The 21,215-nt window shown below is 26.8% G+C and carries 17 protein-coding genes; 11 read left to right on the top strand and 6 right to left on the bottom strand.

Going from position 1 to position 21,215, the window contains the following annotated elements; translation table 11 throughout:
• Positions 1–201: 201 nt before the first annotated feature.
• From GQX97_RS09915 to GQX97_RS09905, 3 genes are all read right to left on the bottom strand, one after another.
• On the bottom strand, positions 202–1,875 hold the full coding sequence (locus GQX97_RS09915) for a restriction endonuclease (protein WP_157151796.1): 1,674 nt from the start codon (positions 1,873–1,875) through the stop codon (positions 202–204).
• A 32-nt stretch (positions 1,876–1,907) separates the two neighbouring features.
• Positions 1,908–3,584, bottom strand: coding sequence for a restriction endonuclease (locus GQX97_RS09910; protein WP_157151795.1), 1,677 nt, complete (start codon positions 3,582–3,584; stop codon positions 1,908–1,910).
• Positions 3,585–3,676: 92 nt separating this feature from the next.
• Positions 3,677–5,536 (bottom strand): methyl-accepting chemotaxis protein, encoded by a 1,860-nt coding sequence (locus GQX97_RS09905; protein WP_157151794.1) that lies wholly within the window; start codon positions 5,534–5,536, stop codon positions 3,677–3,679.
• A gap of 376 nt (positions 5,537–5,912) precedes the next feature.
• Between GQX97_RS09905 and prmC the strand changes: the two genes are divergently transcribed.
• From prmC to GQX97_RS09880, 4 genes are all read left to right on the top strand, one after another.
• A complete protein-coding gene (gene prmC / locus GQX97_RS09900) occupies positions 5,913–6,779 on the top strand; it encodes a peptide chain release factor N(5)-glutamine methyltransferase (protein ID WP_157151793.1) in 867 nt (288 codons plus the stop codon).
• A 31-nt stretch (positions 6,780–6,810) separates the two neighbouring features.
• The gene (locus GQX97_RS09895; protein ID WP_157151792.1) at positions 6,811–7,218 is read left to right on the top strand and encodes an ATPase; all 408 of its coding nucleotides are present in this window, start codon (positions 6,811–6,813) and stop codon (positions 7,216–7,218) included.
• 233 nt (positions 7,219–7,451) lie between these two features.
• Positions 7,452–9,872 (top strand): AAA family ATPase, encoded by a 2,421-nt coding sequence (locus GQX97_RS14980; RefSeq protein ID WP_232473325.1) that lies wholly within the window; start codon positions 7,452–7,454, stop codon positions 9,870–9,872.
• A 103-nt stretch (positions 9,873–9,975) separates the two neighbouring features.
• On the top strand, positions 9,976–11,328 hold the full coding sequence (locus tag GQX97_RS09880) for an McrC family protein (protein WP_157151791.1): 1,353 nt from the start codon (positions 9,976–9,978) through the stop codon (positions 11,326–11,328).
• A 288-nt stretch (positions 11,329–11,616) separates the two neighbouring features.
• Here GQX97_RS09880 and aroC read toward each other — a convergent pair whose 3' ends face one another.
• Entirely contained in the window at positions 11,617–12,726 is a 1,110-nt protein-coding gene (aroC, locus tag GQX97_RS09875) for a chorismate synthase (RefSeq protein ID WP_157151790.1), read from the bottom strand.
• A 191-nt stretch (positions 12,727–12,917) separates the two neighbouring features.
• Here aroC and GQX97_RS09870 point away from each other — a divergent pair, with 191 nt between their 5' ends.
• The 3 genes from GQX97_RS09870 to GQX97_RS09860 are packed head-to-tail and all read left to right on the top strand — an operon-like array spanning position 12,918 to position 16,024.
• Positions 12,918–13,880 carry a Gfo/Idh/MocA family protein gene (locus tag GQX97_RS09870; protein WP_157151789.1) on the top strand — a complete coding sequence of 321 codons (963 nt, stop codon included), beginning with the start codon at positions 12,918–12,920 and terminating at the stop codon, positions 13,878–13,880.
• 54 nt (positions 13,881–13,934) lie between these two features.
• On the top strand, positions 13,935–14,954 hold the full coding sequence (locus GQX97_RS09865; RefSeq protein WP_157151788.1) for a galactose ABC transporter substrate-binding protein: 1,020 nt from the start codon (positions 13,935–13,937) through the stop codon (positions 14,952–14,954).
• A gap of 29 nt (positions 14,955–14,983) precedes the next feature.
• Positions 14,984–16,024, top strand: coding sequence for a galactose ABC transporter substrate-binding protein (locus GQX97_RS09860; RefSeq protein WP_157151787.1), 1,041 nt, complete (start codon positions 14,984–14,986; stop codon positions 16,022–16,024).
• 64 nt (positions 16,025–16,088) lie between these two features.
• Here the strand turns inward: GQX97_RS09860 and lexA are convergent, their stop codons facing one another.
• Complete coding sequence (lexA, locus tag GQX97_RS09855; protein ID WP_157151786.1) at positions 16,089–16,715, bottom strand: transcriptional repressor LexA; 627 nt, start codon at positions 16,713–16,715, stop codon at positions 16,089–16,091.
• A gap of 146 nt (positions 16,716–16,861) precedes the next feature.
• On the opposite strand from lexA, the gene GQX97_RS09850 reads away from it, so the two are divergent.
• Positions 16,862–17,401: a ferritin gene (locus GQX97_RS09850; protein WP_157151785.1), complete on the top strand. Its 540-nt coding sequence runs from the start codon at positions 16,862–16,864 to the stop codon at positions 17,399–17,401.
• 30 nt (positions 17,402–17,431) lie between these two features.
• The gene (gene lptB, locus GQX97_RS09845; RefSeq protein WP_157151784.1) at positions 17,432–18,259 is read left to right on the top strand and encodes an LPS export ABC transporter ATP-binding protein; all 828 of its coding nucleotides are present in this window, start codon (positions 17,432–17,434) and stop codon (positions 18,257–18,259) included.
• Between the two features lie 828 nt (positions 18,260–19,087).
• Here the strand turns inward: lptB and GQX97_RS09840 are convergent.
• On the bottom strand, positions 19,088–19,894 hold the full coding sequence (locus tag GQX97_RS09840; RefSeq protein ID WP_157151783.1) for a ZIP family metal transporter: 807 nt from the start codon (positions 19,892–19,894) through the stop codon (positions 19,088–19,090).
• Between the two features lie 129 nt (positions 19,895–20,023).
• Here GQX97_RS09840 and GQX97_RS09835 point away from each other — a divergent pair, with 129 nt between their 5' ends.
• On the top strand, positions 20,024–20,353 hold the full coding sequence (locus tag GQX97_RS09835; RefSeq protein WP_157151782.1) for a histidine triad nucleotide-binding protein: 330 nt from the start codon (positions 20,024–20,026) through the stop codon (positions 20,351–20,353).
• 20 nt (positions 20,354–20,373) lie between these two features.
• Positions 20,374–21,192: a TatD family hydrolase gene (locus GQX97_RS09830; RefSeq protein WP_157151781.1), complete on the top strand. Its 819-nt coding sequence runs from the start codon at positions 20,374–20,376 to the stop codon at positions 21,190–21,192.
• Positions 21,193–21,215: the final 23 nt, after the last annotated feature.

The following is a 21,215-nucleotide window of genomic DNA, read 5'->3' as shown; positions in this document are numbered from 1 at the left end:
TTACTATATTTAGAATATATACTAAATTATAATGACTATTCATAACTATAGAAAAATTATCAAAGATGGTGGAAGTATATATAGCGTAAAGATTTTGGCTGATTTAGTGACAATAAATTGCAAAGTAGTATCCCAAATTTTTTATGTAAAAGAGTTTAATTCTATAAATGTAGAAGTTTAATTTTTTGTTTTGAGAATCATTCAAAATACTGTTCCCTTTAGTAAATTGTTTAATTGGCTTCTAGAATATATTGTAACAATTTCACTATGTACAGCATAACTTTTGGCACTTTTTGTTAATTCTACAGGTACTATTAATACCCCTCTTTTAGCACCAGAATCTTTTACTTTTACAATAAAATCCCTTAATATTAATTCTCCTATATTAGTATTTTGCCATCGTTTAATAGAAATAAATGTTAAATTATATTTTCCAGTTTCATTATCATATGCAAGATAATCAATTTCATCTATATTGTCATCTGGATTATCTATAAACTCTTGTACTATAGTATAAGAAAGTTTATTGGTTATTATATTTCTGCATAACTTTTTAAAATCATTAAAACTTAAATTATATATTTTATCTACAATATTATTGTTTGAATTACTAGATGTTGTTCTTGTTTTATTGTCAAATTTAATATTATGAGTAACTTTTAGATTTAATAATATATTATCTACATCTATTGAGTTTTCATTATTTGTTGGAGCTAAAGTATTAATATATTCAAAATTAGTAAAACTATTCTCCCAAATCTCTACAGTGTCTTCCCATTCATTGAGATTTTCTTTTTGTACATAATCTTCATAATATTGATGTTCATAAATATTATCTAATTTGCGGTTTCCTCTATTAACTTGCAAATTAGCTCTGTAAACTTGATATAAATATATTAAAACTTCGCTTATTTTATATGTTTTTAATATGTTGGAACTAAATTTATTAATTGTCTCAAAATATTTTATAGCATCTTCTATATATCCTAAAAAATATGAGTAAAATCCATAATCAAAAATTAATTCTTCATTTGTAGATTCTAATTCATCTGTTTTTAATGTTGTCTTTATTTTCTTATATACATCTTTAAACTTCTTTTTGTCTCCAAATTTATGTAATACAAATAAATACATTCTATTATAATAAATTAATAAATTTCTATCTACATTATTAGATTCATTTAAAAGTCCTTCTATATATTCTATAGCATATTGAAGTTTATCAGTAAATAAATATATAGATATTAAAGTCTTTCTAATTTCTATTAATTCATTTTGAAAATTTACAGAATCTTTTTTTATTCTTTTATCCAAATCTTCTAAGAAAGCAATAGCTTTATCATAATTTTTTATATCATAATAAGAATATATTGCAGCTTTAAGTTCATCTATATTAAACTCCTTCCTAGACATAATGGCTTTATTAAAATAATTACATGCTAATTGATATTTTTTTTCATTAAATAACGTATAAGCCACTTTTACTAAATAATGTATATTAGTTGGCTCTAGATTTGTGATAATCACAGAATATTTAAAAGCTTCATCTTTATAATCTAATTCGGTGCATATGCTTTCTATTCTCTTATATATTTTAATTTTTTCATTATCATTAAAATAATTAACAGATATAAGAAACTCATATTTTTTTAGAGCATCAAGAATATCTCCATTCTCATCTTTAATTAATGCCAACTTATAAATAGTATTATAATCATTTGGATTTTTTAATAGTTTTTTATTTAATTCAGCAATAATATTTCTATCAGATGCACTATTTCTTTTATAAATATTATTACTTATAAATAAATATAAGGCTATAATAAATAATAATAGCAGTAGAAATATAAAGACATAAATGTAAATATTTTCCATAAACAGACTCTAAAAGTATATATAATTATTTTTTAGAATATTTCTCCTTTAAGTAAATTGTTAAATTGATTTTTAGAATATACAGTAATACTTTCATTATGAGAAACATAACTTCTAGCACTTCTAGTTAATTCAGCAGTAACAATTAATATTCCATTTTTAGCTCCAGATTCTTGTACTTTCATAAAGAAATCTCTAATACTTAATTCACCTATATCTACCTTATTCCATCTTTTGAAAGATATTAAAGTAAGTTCAACTCTTGCCATTTTATTATTGTATGCTAAATAATCTATTTCATCTCCTTTTATTTTATCGGCACTGTCTATATATTCTTGCACTATGGTATATGAAAGTTTTGATAATATTATATTTTGACAAATCTTTTTGAAATCAGAAAAACTTAAGCTAAATATTTTCTCAATTTTATTTGAAGCTACAGTAGTTTTTTGATGGTCTTGTGTATTATAATTTGGCAAATCATATAGTTTAAACTCTTTCAATACTTCGTCTATATTCATAGTTTTTTTGAGTTCTACTAGATTAGATATATAGTCTAAATGTATAAATGAGCTTTCCCATAAATTAATAGCTCTTTCCCAATTATCTATATATTCTTTTTTAATATAGTTTTCAAAATTATCATTTTTATATTTTGAATCATATATCTTTTTTTCTTCATATAGTTTTGTTAATTGAGAATTAGCTATTTCTACATTTTTTAAATATTCTAATATTTCATTAATATTGAAAACACTATACAATTCTATATTGAAAGATTTTATTATATTAAAATATCTAATAGAAGATTTTATATCTTTTAAGAAATAACTATAAAAACCATAATCAAATATTAAATCAGCAAGGTCTATAGAATCATTATTTATTTTATACATGTCTATTAATTTATTATATATTTCATTGAATTTTTTATTATCATCCAATTTATATAATATAAATAAATAAATTTTATTCATATAAAGTCTATTATCACTATCTATAGCTTTATATATAAAAGCTTCTTCTATAAAAGATTTAGCAATATTAATTTCATCAGAAAGTATATATATAGAAACCAAAGACTGCATCAATTTAGCAATATCAGTTTTATATTGATTTATGTCTTTACACATTTTTTTATACAATTTTTCTAAATAAATAATTGTTCTTTTATAATCTTTTAACTGAAAAGCAGAAAAAGCAGCATATTTAAAATCATCTATAGAAAATTCTGATTTTAATACTAAAGCTCTATGATAGTATTCATATGCTAGTTTAAAATAACCTTCTTCTACTAGAGTGTGTGCTATTTTTATATAATAATATTTATTTTCAGGCTCTTCTTTGTTTATAATTAAAGTATATTTAAACGCTTGTTGTATATCGCCTAATTCTTCACAAATACTTTCTAATTTTTTATATATTTCTATTTTATCTTTATCTGAAAAGAAGTTTCCATCTAATGCTATTTTATATAGTTCTAATGCTTTTTCTTTGCTTCCAAATTCTTCTTCTATATTAGCAAGCTGATTTATAGCATCATAGTCATATTGATTTTTTTTAATTCTTTTATTTAATTCTTCTATACGTTTTTTTAATGCTTTTGGTTTTTTTACTTTATCTTTATTAAGTATTAATGTTTTTAGAAGCACCAATGTGGCAAATAATACACCTAAAATAATTAAAGCATAAAGATAAATAACTTCCATAAAAGCACCTATATATTAAAAATAAATTTTTTATTTTCACAGTAATAAATGCTTTATGAAGCACTTATTACTGATATTATAGTATTTTATAATTATTCATCTTTATCTATTTTAAAGAATTTCATAGCCTCATAAAGTTCTTGTGCCTGATTAGATAAAGACATAGTAGCTGCATATGACTCTTCTACTAAAGCAGCATTTTGCTGAGTAACACTATCCATATCAGCAACAGCCCTATTAACTTGATCAACACCAGTTTGTTGTTCTACAGCAGTAGAGCTAATGTCTTGCATTATTCTAGCTGTTTCATCTATTTTTACTCTAAGATCATTAAATATCTCTTGAGAAGTTCTAGCAGATTCGGTAGCTTTATTGATTTTATCATAAGCGTTATCCACCAAGTTTGTAATATCTTTTACGGAAGATTGAGTAGTTTGAGCCAAGTTTCTAACCTCACTAGCAACAACCGCAAAACCTTTACCCTGATCCCCAGCACGTGCAGCCTCTACCGCAGCGTTCAAAGCAAGTATATTTGTTTGGAATGCTATGTTTTCTATTATATTAGTAATATCTTTAATTTTGGCACTAGCATCATAAACTTCTTCTATATTTTTTGTAGTTTCAAGTATAATATCTCCGGCACTTTCTATAGACTGTCTAGATTCAACCATCATTCTATTACCTTGTACTGATTGGTCTGTAGAAGATTTTATAGTAGAAGCCATTTGTTCCATAGAGCTTGCTGTCTCTTCTAGGCTTGCTGCCTGAGATTCTGTTCTATGTGATAAATCATTACTTCCCTGTGAAAGCTCTTGTGCACTGTTAGTAATCTTTTCTACTGAATCTCTTACTCTTACTATGATGTTTACAAGTTCATGACGCATTGTAGAAAATGAATCTGCCAATTCTCCAAGTTCATCTTTTCTATGTATTGTTTGGTCTGTATTAGTTAAATCTCCTTTAGATATTTCTTTAGATATTTTTATAATTTTTTGTAAAGGATTAGTAATACTTCTAATATATAATAACACTAAAACAGAAGCTATTATTATAAATGCTACACCTATAATAACAGATTGTGCAATAATACTATAAATTTGACTATATATATCAGAATCATTTTTAGCAAGTATTACAGACCAAGGAACTCCATTTATAGCATTATATGCTGATGTTCTTGCTGTTGATGTATTAACACTTTTATAAGAAGCTATAATACCTTTATCTTGTGTTTTAATAACATCGTATACAGGGGATAAAGTAACTCCAACAAACTCATCATCAGATGATAATAATACCATTTTATCATGATTTGCTACTGTTAATCTTTCACTTCCTTGAAGAGGTAAAGATTTAATGAAAGAGTTATTTACTTTATCTATATCTAAATTTATATATGCTATACCAAGTACATTGCCAACATCATCTTTTATACCGCCCATTAGAAGTAAAGAATTTCTGCCTGTAGTTAATGATTTCTTTATTATATTATCAAACTTAAAATCATAATTATTTTTTACTATATCTTGATAAAGTTCAGGATGTATCTCAGCAAGTGAAACTCCTAGCAATTTAGGGTCAGAACTATCTGCTAATATAATACCATCAACAGTAGCTATACCTGTATTTGTTGAATAGTAGTTAATATCATTATAGTTTTTTAACACTCTTTGCAAATTATTTTGTGCTTCTGGATCATTATAATTAGTGATAAAATTTTGAAAAGCAGTACTTTTTGAATATGTTTGAATAAGCATAAGCTGTTCATGCAGTACTAATTCTATAGTTGAAGCATAACCTTGTACTGTAGTTTGAAAGCCATTTAAAGTAGCATTTCTTATACCTCTAGAAGCAGCAATTGTAAGTATGATAGATAATACCAATACAGTTACTACTATAATAGAACTAACCATAATTGGTACTTTTACTGATAAACTATGTATTCTTTTCATAAAAAAACAACCTCTATATTTGTATTACTCTAATTTTTCGTTTTACTAATACTACTATATATTTTCGATTAATTTCTCATAAATTTTAATTATCAACACTACCTAGAAAAATTATCAAACGTCTCTACTTATAATATAGTAATTTTTTCAAAAAAATAAAGCAGTATATAAATTATACAATATTTTTTTATAAATTCTAGTAATTTTTCACAATGTTTATTTAAAATAAAAATGTTGTATATTGATAGGTACAATAATTATTAGATTAATTATTAGAAATATGTTAAAAAATTATATAGACACTATTTATAAACTTTGCTATAATTCTATATAATACAGATTCTAAATTAAAAGTTTGATAAAGTGAATAGATACAATGAATATTAATGATGCTTTGGTAAAATATGCTAAAATATTAGAAAAAATAAATGATGATTATAAAGTTTCTTATATAGAAGCACAAACTATTATAATGCATGTTTTAAATATAAATAAAATCAAATTGATAACGGATGCATTAAGAGAATTAACTCAAGAAGAGATTAATAATATAGAAGAATTAATTGAAAGAAGGCTTAATTATGAGCCTATTTCCTATATTATAAATAAAAAAGAGTTTTACGGGTTTAATTTTTATGTGGATAATAATGTATTAATACCAAGACCAGAAACTGAAGAGCTTATTGATTTGGTATTAGATTATACGAAAGATAAAAATAATATTTCAATATGCGACATTGGAGGCGGAAGCGGAAACATAGCAATAACATTAAAAAAAATATTTTTAGAGCAAAACAAAAATATTGATATTACAACTATTGAAATTAGCCAAAGTGCTTTTGGAGTTATAAAGAAAAATGCTATTAGTATATTGGGTGATGAAAAATCTATTAATATAATAAATACTGATGCTTTAACTTTTACGCCAGAAACAAGATTCGATATAATTGTTTCAAATGCTCCTTATGTGCCATTAAGAGATAAAGATTCTCTTCAGAAAGATTTAGACTTCGAGCCTCAAAATTCATTATATTCCGGTTATGATGGGCTTGATTTTTATAAGAGTTTTTTAAGTGTAATAAAAAAATATTTAAAAGATAATGGGGCTTTCTTTTTTGAAATAGGCTATGATCAGGGAGAGGCATTAATTGATATATGCGATTCTCTTAATATAAAAAATGTATTAGTAAAAAAAGATTTAAGCGGTAAGGATAGGTTTCTTGTTTGTGATGATATAAATTGATTAGATAATAAATTTAAGGAGAACAAATAATATGCAGTATGTGAAATTTGGAAGCAGGAGAGGGGAGCATGGAGAGATTAAACTTTTAGATATATTTTATAATCATAACATTGTATTTGCTGAAGTGAAGGCTGGAGCTGAAAAAGTAAAAGAGAAAAAATTTTTAAAAGGCAGTAAAATAATGATAGCCGATGGTTTAACTGCGGTTGCCGTTGCTGAGGCTTTAACTGATTCCGATTCTCTTGACAACTTCAATATTAAATTTAATAAAAATGAAATTGAGAGAGTTAATGTTTCTAATTGGGTGATAGCTGCTAAAGTGAAAATATATAAATTAAAAGAAGAAGATTATTTTCCTACTACAATAGGCAAATTTTATCATATAAAAAATAAAGATAAAATTAAATTAATAGATGAATTATTAAATAAATATAGATAATTTACTCTTTTTTTCCTTTTATTTTATCAATTAAGCTAATAATTCCAGCTATAATCAGACCGATTAAGCAAGCTACTCCTCACATATATTCTCCTTATGTTTTTTATTTTATTATACTATATATGGGTATATAAGTAAATATGTTTGTTTTTTTAAAGTGTAATATAGTTTATTGATTAAAAAAATAATCTTTATATACTTAAATAATATAATTTTATTTTAATGAGTAATATATGAGATATTGGGTAATTAGTCCAAATGTTTTAGCTAAGCCAAAAGAGCATCCTATTAAAAATTTTATTAATATGATGGAAAAAGACAATGTTGCTTTAATGGGCTGGAAAGAAGATAAGCCATTAGGAGCGAAATTTGAAAATGATGTAAAGTTAGGAGATATTATAATAATAAGTTTAAGAGTAAATTGGGAAAGAAAAGATTATTTTGTTGGTATTGTTGATTCTGATTCTTATCATTATAATTATCAAGACCGTTATATACAGGCAAGAAAATTAAAAAAATTTACTCGTATAAAAGAAAAAATATCATGGGATAAAAATTGTACAAATGAAAGTAATCAGACACCTCCAGCAATATATGAATTAAATAAAAGTAATGAATATGATAAAAAAGTAATAAGAGAGTTTTTGAAGATTTTAAATGTTTTCAATATTAAAAAGGATAAGTGTATGGAAGAATATGTTAAACTTTTAAAAGAAGATTATAACCTCATACTCACAGGGGCACCGGGTACAGGAAAAACTTATTTGGCTAAAGATATAGCAAAAGAAATGATGAAGGATAATGAAAATATTAAAGATTATAAAGAGTTTATAAGAGAGTATTATAATAAAAATAAAGAGCGTTTAGATGATTTAAAAAAACAAGGTGATAAATTAAGAGAAGAGTTTATAAAGAAATTTCCTATGGATAGTTTGAAAAATATAAGTATAGATGATTATGCTATAGGCAGAGGAGATAATAATTCTTTTTGTTATTGGATTGAATTCGGGCTTGATAGAAAATTATTAGATAATTTTTCTATAGGAGGTTCTAGATATTATATTTTATATTATGATAAAAAAACAGGTAATATAGTAAATGAAACGGATAAGCCTGATAATGAACTTATAAAAGAAATAGGCGAAGAATTATATAACATGGCTAATACAGAAGATTATGATAATCAAGATTCTGTATTTAATAAGCGTAATCATTATTTAGCAATAAAAATATATAATACATATCACCCATATACATATTTTCCTATGATGCCTAAAAAAGATATGATTAACATATGTAATATATTTGGTATAGAAAAAGATAATGATAATATATATGAATTAAATAAAAATATAAAGAAATTCTTTGATGACAATTTAAATGATATAGATTCATATATAATTAGAATGATATTGTTAGAAAACGTTAAGTTGTTAGAAGGAGAAATGGAAAATATCAATTTTAAAGAAACAGATTATGGATTTGTGCAGTTTCACCCTTCTTATGATTATACCGATTTTGTTGAGGGGTTAAGACCTATTAATAATAATGGAAATATTGTATTTGAAAGAAAGGACGGTGTTTTTAAAGAGTTTTGTAAAAAGGCACTTAAAAATTTAATTGACAGTCAAAAAGATATTTCAGAATTGAATGAAGATGCTATTATAAAAAATAATTTACTCAAATTTGTAGAAGATATTGGAAATGAAATTGATCAATCACAGGAAAAACTATTTAAACTAAATTCTATTGATCCTAAAAGAAAAGTAGCATCTATAAAAGAAATAGAATTGTTGGATGATACAACTATATCATTTGATATTGATACTAAAAGTAATCATAATATTAAAAAAAGTTTAGATGGTATGATTAGATTATATAAAATATTTATTAGTAAATCCATTAGTGAATGGGATAGAAGAATGTTAATAGATGCATTTGGATTTGAATCTCGTATTACATATTTTTACGGTTTTTTGAGAGCATTCTATGAAAAATATAATTATGAAATAGAAAAAGAATTAAATGATAATAATACTGTAGAAAAAATTGAAAAGAAAAATTTTGTATTCATTATAGATGAAATAAATAGAGGAGAGATTTCAAAAATTTTCGGTGAGTTATTCTTTGCTATAGACCCCGGATATAGAGGCATTAAAGGAAAAGTAAAAACACAATATAATAATTTAATTAATAAAGAAGAAGATGATTATTTTGAAGATGGTTTCTTTGTGCCAGAGAATGTTTATATAATAGGCACTATGAATGATATTGACAGAAGCGTTGAGAGTATGGACTTTGCTATGCGTAGGAGGTTCGCTTGGAAAGAGGTTAAGGCTATTGATACACAAGAGAGTATATTAAAAGATTTAGATGATAGTATAAAAAAAGATGCAATTGATAGAATGAATAATTTAAACGATGCGATAGAGAAAATTGATGGATTTAATTCTTCCTATCATATAGGGGCTTCTTATTTCTTGAAGTTAAAAAATTATTATAAGAGTTCAAGCGATAATAAAGAAACAGCATTTAAAAGTTTGTGGGAGAATCATTTGAAAGGGCTTTTGTTTGACTACTTGAGGGGTATGCCCGATGCCGAAAGTAAACTTGATGAATTAAAAAAGTTTATAGTAAAAGAAAAAGCTGATTAAAAAAGAATATCAATTATAATTAATTTGCACTTTTTGGTTCTTTTTGCGGCGGGAAAAAGAACAATAAAAAAAAATACAAATTTTTAGTATGTATAAATAAAAAATGAATATCAACAATAAAATTATTAAATTAAAAGATAATACTAAACATGAAATACATAACAATATTTCAGAAGAAGATATAATCTCAATAAAAGAAATTTCAGGCAAAACTATATCAGCTATAAAAGATAATATTATCATATTTCCTAACTCTATTAAAAAAAGTAAGGACTTAGAAGAAGACAGCAGAATATTTGATATTATTAATGATAGTATATACACTAACAATATAATGGGCTTTATTAGCTACAATAATACACAAATAAAAATTTCTTCAAGATTTGCTTTCAATGATAATGAAGATTATTTTCTACATTACATGCTTATGAAAGTGCTTTCTCTTAATGTTGTTAATTTGGAGCATAATAAGGATTATGATGATTCATTTGATTTTTTAATTTATATGTTTATTAGTTTTTTTAAGAGAGCATTAAGACAGGGGCTTTTTAGGCAATATAAATTAATAAAACATAATGATTCTAATGTTAAAGGCACTATTGATATTAATAGATACATCAAAAACAATATTCCTTTCAATGGTAAAATTTCTTATAACACTAGAGAATACAGCTATGATAATAATATTACTCAATTAATAAGACACACCATAGAATATATAAACACAAAAAACAAATATATTTTGAATTTTGATAATGAAATAAAAGATTATACTCATCAAATATTTTATTCTACACCTAGCTACGAGAGAAATAAAAGAGAAAGCATTATAAATAAAAACTTAAAACAATTATCGCACCCCTACTATTATGAATATGAGCCATTAAGAAAAATATGTATTCAAATATTAAGGCATGAAAAGTTAAAGTATGGAAGAGAGGATAATACAGTATATGGTTTGTTATTTGACGGAGCATGGCTATTTGAAGAATATTTAAATAGTTTTTTAGGCAAGGAAAATTTTATTCATGCAGAAAATAGAAATTCAAAAAACGGCATTAACCTTCTTAATAATGGCTGGAGGATGTATCCAGATTTTTATAAATTATCAGACGACAATAAAAATAATATAGTTCTTGATGCTAAATACAAAAGACTTAATTATTCAGACAGTGAAAGCATAGACAGAAACGACAAACATCAAATAGTCTCTTATGCCTATACACTTAATGCCAAAAAGGCTGGATTTATTTATCCTACTGAAATTGATAATTATAAAGAAAAGACTTCTATAGGAAAGCTAAACAATGAATATAATAATTTTAATTGCGAAATACATAAATATGCTTTAAAAATTCCTTCAAAAAAATTAAACGGAGATAATTTTAATAACATAAAAGATTTCATTGAAACAATGGGGCGTTTAGAAAAAGAGTTAATCTCTAAGCTTAATTAATGTATATTGAAAATTTTCAAGTTTGTCAAAATTTAGTTTTTATATTTTATTGTTTTCGGGGACTAGCCCCCGCACCCCCAGTTCTTTTGCCGATAGGCACCTACTCGGTATTGGTATAAAAGAACCAAAAGAACTGCATTTCCTAACCTAAAATACAGGTATTATATTATATTTTATTCATATTCCAAATATATAAAGTTAACACACTTGTATTTTCGCGAAGCGTACCAATAAGAAAAAAACTTTATTGTTAGAAAAAGTTGATAATTATAATTTATAAAAATATAATTAATATATCTTTCCTTTCATGTCCAAACATAAATCAAGTATGCTTATAGCAAGTGCAGCTTCTACAACCGCAACAGCCCTTACAGCAATGCAAGGGTCATGACGTCCTTTTATAGTTAAAATTTCTTCTTCTTTTGTTTCTATGTTTAATGTTAATTGCTCTTTAGAAATAGAAGGGGTAGGCTTTATTGCCGCATTTACAACTATAGGCATTCCATTAGAAATACCACCCAATATTCCGCCATTATTGTTAGTTTTTGTTTCTATAGTTTTTATGTTGTTGTTTTCTTTTATGGTGTATGCATCATTACACTCGCTTGCTTTGTAGTTTACAAAATCAAAACCAATTCCAAACTCTACACCTTTTACTGCAGGTACAGCAAACATGGACGAAGCAATTCTGCTCTCTATAGAAGAATAAAAAGGGTCGCCAAATCCAGCAGGCACATTAAAAGCAACTGCCGTTATAATTCCACCCACAGAGTCCATATCAAGTTTAGCTTTCTCTATTGTGCTAATCATTTTCTCCATAGCATCATCATCAAACACACTCAATTCTTTATCATAATTTTTTATAAACTCCTCATAACTTGGAAGTTCATTATTAGGATATTTGTCTTTTATATTGTATATTTGTTTTATGTGTCCTGCTATATTAATATCAAACTTTTCTTTAAGAGCGAGTTTAGCTAAAGCACCAGCAAATACTAAAGGAGCAGTAAGCCTTCCAGAAAAATGCCCGCCTCCTCTTATATCATTAAAACCTTCATATCTAAGCATAGCAGTATAATCACTATGAGATGGTCTAGGCACAACTTTTAAATTAGAATAATCAGAGCTTCTTTTGTTTTCGTTTTTTATAATAGAAGCTATAGGCATACCTGTGCTTATATTGTCTAAAATACCTGATAATATTTCAACTTTATCGCTTTCTTGCCTTGTAGTAGAGAGTTTGTTGTTTTTAGCTCTTCTTCTCTCCATTTCACTTTCTATAAAATTATTATCTATATTTATTCCATAAGGAAATCCATCCAATACACAGCCTATAGCCTCACCGTGAGATTCTCCAAATATGCTTAATTTCAAATTATTTCCAAATACGCTTCCCATTATTCTATATTCCTAAAATTTTAATTTTTTATTAGTATATATTATTTTTTATAAACTTTCTATATTAAAGTGTTTATTATGCTATATAATCAATTATTCTTAAATAAAATATCAATTTGTTATTGAATTTTACTATATTATAATTATAATCTTTATAATTAAATTTTTGTGTATAAAAGGATATTATTATAATGGATAAAGTAAATATTTCTCTTATAGGTGTAGGCAGAATGGGGCAATTTCACCTTAATGTTATGAGTCAAATAGATAGTATTAATTTAACAGGTATATATGATGCCGATGAAAATCATCTCAATGAAGTAGCTAATAAATATAATATTGATAAATTTAAAAGTTTAGATGAAGCTATAGATAATGCAGATGCAGTAATAATAGCAAGTCCAACGAAGTTTCATTTTGAAATAGCAAAAAAAGCATTAGAAAAAGGCAAACATGTATTAGTAGAAAAGCCCATGACAGAAACCTATGCACAAGCTAAAGAATTACAAGAGATAGTAAATAAAAAAAATGTAATACTTCAAGTAGGACACGTTGAAAGATTTAACGGAGCAGTTCAAGAGCTTCATCATATCATAGAAAAACCTTATTTAATAGAAGCAAGAAGATTGGCACCATTTACACCGCGTATCACAGATGTAGGTGTTGTATTTGATATAATGATTCATGATTTGGATATAGTAACTTCTCTTGTGAAAAAGCCTGTTATAAGATTTTCTGCAAGCGGAAAGAGAGTGAGAACAAACAACGAAGATATTGCAAGTGCTTTATTAGAGTTTGAAGATGAAACTATAGCAACAATAAGTGCAAGCAGAATCACACAAGAGAAAATTAGAACTTTAGCTATAAGTACAGAAGATGCTTATTTTATATTAGATTATGCCACTCAAGATATCACAATACACAGACAAGCAAGCAGCGAAAGCAAAATAAAAACTTCCATAGGAATTAATTATACTCAAGAATCAATTATTGAAAGAGTATTCATTCACAGAGATAATCCATTAAAATTGGAAGACGAGCATTTTGCTAATTGTATACTAGGCAAAGATAAAAGATTTGTCTCTGTGGAAAATGATGTAAATACTATAAAATTAACAGAAGATATACTTAAAAAAATTAAAGAAACTTGGTAATAATCTATCTTGACAATAGAAATATATTTAACTATAATTTAAATTGAGGTATTTATGGGTAGGCGAATATTAAATTTTGTTATTTTATTATTTATATCATCATCTTTAATATTTACTCAGAACAAAAAAAGCACTATAGGTATGGCTTTATATAGATTTGATGATAATTATATTAAATATTTAAAAAGCTATATAGAAAAAAATATTGGTAATAAAGCTTCTCTTACTATATTAGATTCTCATAACAGTCAAATAACACAAAATGATCAAATAGATATATTCTTAAATAAAAACGTTAATCTTATAGCAATTAATTTAGTAAATGAAAGCTATGCTCAAACGATAATAAATAAAGTGAGCGTTAGAAATATACCTATTATATTTTTTAATAGAGAGCCGGATTTAGAGGCTCTTAATAGTTATAATAATGTTTGGTATATTGGAGGAAGCAGCGAGAATGCGGGTACAGCTCAAGGCAGAGTAATAACAGATAGTTGGAAGTCGCATGCTAATTGGGATAAAAATGAAGATGGAAAGATACAATGCGTAATAATAAGAGGGAGAACTAACAGCGTTGAAAGTGAGAATAGAACTCAATATATGAAAGATTATTTAAAAAGAAATAATATTAAACTTGATATATTAGCTGAGGTTTATGCTTTTGATAATAGAAAAACTGCTTCTATAGAAATGGATAAATTAATGGTTAAATATTCTCAAAAAATAGAATATATTATTGCTAATGATGATAATATGGCATTGGGAGCATTAGATTCCATTAAGAAATTAGGTTTTAACAATGATAGAAGAATGCTTAATTATATACCAATAGTAGGAATAGGCGGTACACCAGAATATTTAGAAGCTATAAAAAACTACTCTGTATTTGCTACAGTAATGCAGAACCCTTCTACACAGGCTGAAGTTTTGTCTAAGGTTTCATTAAATATAATAAATAATAGAGCTCCATTAGACGGCACAACTTTGAGTTTTGATAATAATAAATATATTTTTGTGCCTTATATACCTATAACGATGTTTAATTTAGATAGGGCTATTGAAATTTATAAATAATATATTTATTTAAAAATAGGAGTAATTTTATGAGCAAGTTTATTTTTTCATTGCTATTATTTTTATCTATTTTATCTAGTTGTTCATCGGATAAGGTTAATGAGTCTTCTAATAAAGATAATGGTGTAGATATTGCTGTTGCTATATATAGATATGATGATAGTTTTATTTCATTTATGAGAAGGAACATTGAAAGCTTTTTAAAGGCTGATAATGTAAAGTTTACTATGACTGATGCTGAGAATGATCAAGTTAAGCAGTATGACCAAATAGATGCTGCCATACAGAGAGATGTTGATGCTCTTGCTGTTAATTTGGTTGATCCTTTAGCTGCTAATTTGGTTATAGAAAAAGTGAGACCTTCTAATATACCAGTAGTATTTTTTAATAAAGAGCCTAAAAAAGAAGATTTGTTGAGTTATGATAAGGTGTGGTATGTTGGAACTAGAAGTTTAGAATCTGGAGATATGCAAGGAAATATAGTTTTAAATGCTTGGGTTTCTAATCCTGCTTTAGATAAAAATAAAGACGGTAAATTGCAGTATGTTTTACTTAAAGGAGAAGAAGGTCACCCAGATGCTGAAGCAAGAACAGAGAGAGTTAAGGCTATATTAGAAGAAAATGGAATAGTATTGGAAGAATTAGAGATAAATAATGCTAATTGGGATATACTTCAGGCACAAACTTTAATGGATGCTTGGATAAAAAAATATGAGAATAATATTGAGTTTATATTCTCTAATAATGATGCTATGGCTTTGGGAGCTTTGAAATCTATACAAAAAGAGGGTTATAATATAGGAAATGGTAATAAATTTATACCAATAGTAGGAGTTGATGCTATACCAGAAGTTATAGAAGAGATAAAGAAAGGTGCTATACTTGGTACAGTATTACAAAGCCCTAAAGATCAGGCTAAGGCTATAGTTGATATGGTTATGAATGTTGTAAATAATAAAGATGTAGTTGATGATACTGGTTATACTTTAGATGAAGTAAAAGCTGTGAGAGTTCCATATAAAGCAATAACTATAGAAAATGCTGATGATGCTATGGAGGCTTATAAATAAGTATTTATAAGAATTTTCGAAGAGGCTTCTTTTTAAGGGGTCTCTTTTTTTATGTTTTTATTTTTTATATTTTTAATCTTATTAGTCCAACCACTTTACCAACTATAGAAACTTTTTCCTGTATGATAGGAGGATATTCTTTATTTTCAGCAACTAATTTTATGCAGTCTTTCTCTTTGAAAAATCTTTTAATAGTTATCTCTTCATCACCATTATCATCTATTTTAGCTACTACGATGTCTCCATTTTGAGGCTCTATATTTGAAGGATTAACTAATACCATATCGCCTTCTTTTATATGAGCATCTATCATAGAATCGCCTTTTACTTTCATTAGAAAATTGTTTTCATTTTGAGCTATAGATTCTGGTAATGGGAAAAAATCTTCATAAGACTCATCAGAAACATCCATTAAAAGACCAGCCTTAACTTCATTTGTAAGCAAAGGTATTTTGATAAGATTATCTTTTTTTTCTGCTGTATTTATAGGCACACTTCCTCTTGCTCTTTTACCTGTCTTTTTTACATACCCTTTCTTTTCTAATGCTGTTAAATGTGTAGTTACCGCAGTAGGGGAGGCAAAATTAAAATGAACCATTATTTCTTTTACTGTTGGAGGATATCCGTTTTCATTCATAAACTTTTGCAAAAAATTTAATATATGCTTTTGCTTGTCTGTTAATTCTGTCATATTAGACACCTCATATATATTATTATAATATTTATTATTATACTATACAAAAATATGATGTCAACATTTATAAATTAAAAATAACATTTTCTTGATATATTTGTTATAATATTATACAATATTTATATTATAATAGGAGTTATTCTATGTCTATAATAAAAGAAGATATAATTAAATTATTAAATGAACAGTTAAATAAAGAACTTTATTCTGCTAGTCTTTATTTCAATATGGCAGGCTGGTGTGATAAAGAGGGATTAAAAGGATGCAGCCAATTTTTATATGGCCATTTCAAAGAGGAAACAACTCACTTTGAAAAGTTTAGAGATTTTATTAATAAAGTTGGCGGACAGGCTATTATTACAGAGATGAAAGCTCCTCAAAGTAGTTTTAACTCTGTAGAGGATTTATTTAAAGCTATATTAAAACATGAAGAATATGTTACTTCTTGCATTAATGAATTAGTTGGAAAAGCAATGGAAAGTAAAGACCATATTACTGCAAGGTTTTTAGATTGGTTTATACAAGAACAGTTAGAAGAAGAAGAGCTATTTAATGAAATACTTAGCAAAATAAAAATGCTTGGAAATGGAAAACTAGAAGGAAGAGACCTTTATACATTTGATAACATTATGGCAGATTTTGATTCTAAAAAACATTCTAGTTCTTCTTCTGATGAACAATAAATAATAAAATAATAATTAAAGTGAGGGTATATGTTTCATAAGTTTTTAAATATTTTTAAAAAGAAAGATAAGGATATACCCTCTGCAAATAGAATTACTGTAGACAACTTTTTTAATTATGATAAAGAAAATCCTTCAGAGATAAGAGCTGTAAGTTTAACAAAATTTTACGGTAAGAGAAAAATAATAGAAGATATTTCTTATAGTGTAAAGCAGGGTGAGGTAGTAGGGCTTTTAGGACCTAATGGTGCGGGTAAGACTACTAGTTTTTATATTACTGTTGGTTTTGTTACTGCTACTAAGGGAAATATTTATTTAAATGATATAGATATTACTAAACTTCACATGTATCAGCGTGCTCAGCTTGGCATAGGTTATTTACCGCAAGAGGCTTCTATTTTTAGAAAACTTTCTGTTGAAGACAATTTGCTTTCTATACTTGAATATAATGATGCTTTAACTCAGAAAGATAGAATGGATATTACAGATAGACTACTTGAAGAGTTTAATATTACACATGTACGAAAACAAAAAGGATATACTCTTTCAGGTGGTGAGAGAAGAAGATGCGAGATAGCAAGAGCATTAACTGTAAACCCCAAATTTATTTTATTAGATGAGCCATTTGCAGGAGTTGACCCTATAGCGGTTATTGATATACAAAATATTATAGCCTCATTAAAAGAAAAAGGGCTTGGCATATTAATAACTGACCACAATGTACGCGAAACTTTAAGGATTACAGATAGGGCATATATAATGGGTAATGGTAAAATATTAGTTCAAGGAAGCCCAGAAGATATTGTATCGAATCCTTTAGCACGTAAAATTTACTTAGGTGAATCTTTCAGTATGTGATATAAGCTTAAACAATTATATTTTCAATTGTTAGTTTTTTATTTGTGGTGGCTTTGTTCAAGCTCTGTGAACACTTCGTAACTTCCGTATTTTTCTACAACTAAATAGAGTCTCTACTGTATTGGAACAAGGAAACAAAAAGAGTATATTTTTAGTATAAATAAAATACTTTAATTAAATATAAAGCATAATTAATATGATCTAGTATTATTTTTTTACTTGCACTTTTTGGTTATTTGACGAAGTCTGCACCGCGACTGAAAGGAGTGCCTGTGGGTGCGAGCTATGGGAAAAAGAACAACCAAAAATTATAGAAAATAAAATTTTTAATATATATTAAAAATTTTTGACTCTTTTATTTTAATTATTTGCAGGGCTTTGCCCCCTGCGAAGCGTGCCCTTAGGGTAGCACCCCAGTTCTTTTGTTGCCACAAAGAACCAAAAAGGCTGCATTTTTTAGCTTGAAATGTTGGTATTACAATATAGTTTATACATATTCAAAACATGCAAAGTTATAGTACTTGCGTTTTTTGCAACTTTTTGACGAAGTCCGCACCGCGAGAGCGACAAAAAAGTTGAATAAAAAAATAATATAACAAAATATAGTTATTTTAGAATATGTTGATTTTAGTTTATCAAAAAATATATTTTAAGTTTTTTGTTTGTGGGTACTAGCCCCCTGCAAAGCGTGCCCATAGGGTACGCGCCCCCACTTCTTTTGCCAATAGGCACCTACTTGGTATTGGTATAAAAGAAGCAAAAGAACTGCATTTCTTAGCTTAAAATGTTGGTATTATCCTGTAGTATATATATTCTAAACATACAAGATTATCCCAAAGCAACATCTAAAACCATCATTATAGCAAAGCCGAATATAAAGCCAAATACTCCAAAGTGATTGTGCTCTTCTGCAACAGCTTCTGGTACTAATTCTTCTATAACAACATATATCATAGCACCTGCAGAAAATGATAAAGCTATAGGAAGTATTAATGTAAGTTTAGTAACAGCAATAGCACCTATCACAGCAGCAATAGGCTCTACTATTCCTGATATTGCTCCAAGTAAAAAAGATTTTGATTTTGAAACGCCTGTACTTTTTAGAGGCAAAGAAACAGCAGCTCCCTCTGGGAAGTTTTGAAGACCTATACCAAGTGCCAAAGCTAAAGCAGCATTAAAACTCACCCCGCTATCTCCTATAGAAAAAGCTCCAAATGTTACACCTACCGCTAAACCCTCTGGTATATTATGTAATGTAATTGCTAAAAATAGCAGTATGCTTTTTGATAGTTTTACTTTAGCTCCCTCAGTCTCTTCATGACCATTAACTATATGCATATGCGGCAATGATTTATCTAATACCCATATAAAAAATGCACCAAATAAAAAACCTCCAACAGGTATAAGCCAATTTGGTAAATTAGTATTTTCTGATAGCTCTATAGATGGAGCAAGCAAAGACCAAAAACTAGCAGCTGTCATTACCCCACCAGCAAAACCATACATAGTAGCAAGCAGTTTAGGTTTTATTTCGGATACAAAGAAAAATACTAACCCTGCTCCTAATGCTGTAAAAGCAAATGTAATACTTCCTCCAAATAATGCTAACATAACTGGTGAGGCATTCTCTATCATTATTACCGCCTTTTATTTTTTTTGTTTTTATTTTATAATTATATACATATTAAATTAATTTTCAATACTAATTAGTAATAATTATTAATAATTTTTTTGTTTATTAATAAATTATAGGAGTTTTATATTATGAGCAGCGATTGCATATTTTGTAAGATTGTTAAAGGAGAAATACCTTCAAACTTTATAAAAGAAAATGAATATTGTGTTGTGTTTAAAGATTTAAATCCTAAATCTGATGTTCATTTGCTTGTTGTGCCAAAGAAACATTTAAAAGATATAACAGAAATAGATAATGATTTGATGGGAAAAGTATTAGACACTATTAAAGAGGTTGCTAAAGAAAATAATTTAGAATCTTTTAGAATAGTTAATAATTGCGGAGAGAATGCTGGTCAGAGCGTATTTCATTTGCATTTTCATGTTTTGTCTGGATCTAATTTAAAAGACAATTTTTAAAAAACTAATTAGGAGTTATTATGATAGACAGTCATTGCCATCTTACTTATATATCCAAGAAGGCTAAAGATTTAAAAGATGTTTTAGAGAGAGCAAACAAGGCTGGAATATATTATTTTGTTGATATAGGAGTTCATCCTAGCGATATAGATGAGCGTTTATATATATTATCTGATGCTGAAGGTGTATTTTTTAGTATGGGTTATTATCCAGATTATGCTAATGAAAATGATGAACACACTATTAAGGCTTTTGAATTAAAAATAAAAACTATAAACAAAAAAACTTTAGAAAATAGAAAAAAACTTATTTATGCCGTTGGAGAGATAGGTTTAGATTATTATCATGATGATTCCAACAAAGAGGAACAAAAGAAATTCTTTAGTGCTTTATGTAATGCTGCAAAAAATGTTGATCTTCCAATACTTATTCACAGCAGAGATGCTTTCAAAGATACTTTTAATATACTTAAAGAAGCAGATATACCAAAGAGGGGAATATTTCATTGTTTTAGTGGCAATGTGGAAGATGCTAAAAATGCTTTAGATTTGGGATATATACTTTCTTTTTCTGGCTCTTGTACATATTTGAAGAATGATTTTTTAAGAGACGCTGCAAAATATGTTCCTAAGGATATGTTTACAATAGAGACAGATGCTCCGTATTTAACTCCGCAGAAGATGAGAGGAAGAGCTAATGAACCTGCCTTTATACCATATACTGCAGAAGTTTTAGCAGAGGTGAGGGGAGAGAGTGTTTCAGATATTATGAAGAATGCTTTAATTAATGCTTCGAGGGTTTTAGAGCTTCCTATTGACACTAGCAAATATGTAAATTAACATAATTATTTTGTTTAAGCAAA

The organism is Brachyspira sp. SAP_772, from assembly GCF_009755885.1.
GTDB lineage: Bacteria > Spirochaetota > Brachyspiria > Brachyspirales > Brachyspiraceae > Brachyspira.
This window is presented reverse-complemented; position numbering and strand designations above follow the sequence as displayed.

Bases quoted from the DNA above. Each gene is read 5' to 3' on its own strand.
- GQX97_RS09850 (WP_157151785.1), top strand. From the start codon at position 16,862: ATGTCTATAATAAAAGAAGATATAATTAAATTATTAAATGAACAGTTA.
- aroC (WP_157151790.1), bottom strand. From the start codon at position 12,726: ATGGGAAGCGTATTTGGAAATAATTTGAAATTAAGCATATTTGGAGAA.
- GQX97_RS09895 (WP_157151792.1), top strand. From the start codon at position 6,811: ATGCAGTATGTGAAATTTGGAAGCAGGAGAGGGGAGCATGGAGAGATT.
- GQX97_RS14980 (WP_232473325.1), top strand. From the start codon at position 7,452: ATGAGATATTGGGTAATTAGTCCAAATGTTTTAGCTAAGCCAAAAGAG.
- GQX97_RS09905 (WP_157151794.1), bottom strand. From the start codon at position 5,536: ATGAAAAGAATACATAGTTTATCAGTAAAAGTACCAATTATGGTTAGT.
- prmC (WP_157151793.1), top strand. From the start codon at position 5,913: ATGAATATTAATGATGCTTTGGTAAAATATGCTAAAATATTAGAAAAA.
- GQX97_RS09830 (WP_157151781.1), top strand. From the start codon at position 20,374: ATGATAGACAGTCATTGCCATCTTACTTATATATCCAAGAAGGCTAAA.
- lexA (WP_157151786.1), bottom strand. From the start codon at position 16,715: ATGACAGAATTAACAGACAAGCAAAAGCATATATTAAATTTTTTGCAA.
- GQX97_RS09835 (WP_157151782.1), top strand. From the start codon at position 20,024: ATGAGCAGCGATTGCATATTTTGTAAGATTGTTAAAGGAGAAATACCT.
- GQX97_RS09860 (WP_157151787.1), top strand. From the start codon at position 14,984: ATGAGCAAGTTTATTTTTTCATTGCTATTATTTTTATCTATTTTATCT.
- GQX97_RS09840 (WP_157151783.1), bottom strand. From the start codon at position 19,894: ATGATAGAGAATGCCTCACCAGTTATGTTAGCATTATTTGGAGGAAGT.
- GQX97_RS09915 (WP_157151796.1), bottom strand. From the start codon at position 1,875: ATGGAAAATATTTACATTTATGTCTTTATATTTCTACTGCTATTATTA.
- GQX97_RS09910 (WP_157151795.1), bottom strand. From the start codon at position 3,584: ATGGAAGTTATTTATCTTTATGCTTTAATTATTTTAGGTGTATTATTT.
- GQX97_RS09870 (WP_157151789.1), top strand. From the start codon at position 12,918: ATGGATAAAGTAAATATTTCTCTTATAGGTGTAGGCAGAATGGGGCAA.
- lptB (WP_157151784.1), top strand. From the start codon at position 17,432: ATGTTTCATAAGTTTTTAAATATTTTTAAAAAGAAAGATAAGGATATA.
- GQX97_RS09865 (WP_157151788.1), top strand. From the start codon at position 13,935: ATGGGTAGGCGAATATTAAATTTTGTTATTTTATTATTTATATCATCA.
- GQX97_RS09880 (WP_157151791.1), top strand. From the start codon at position 9,976: ATGAATATCAACAATAAAATTATTAAATTAAAAGATAATACTAAACAT.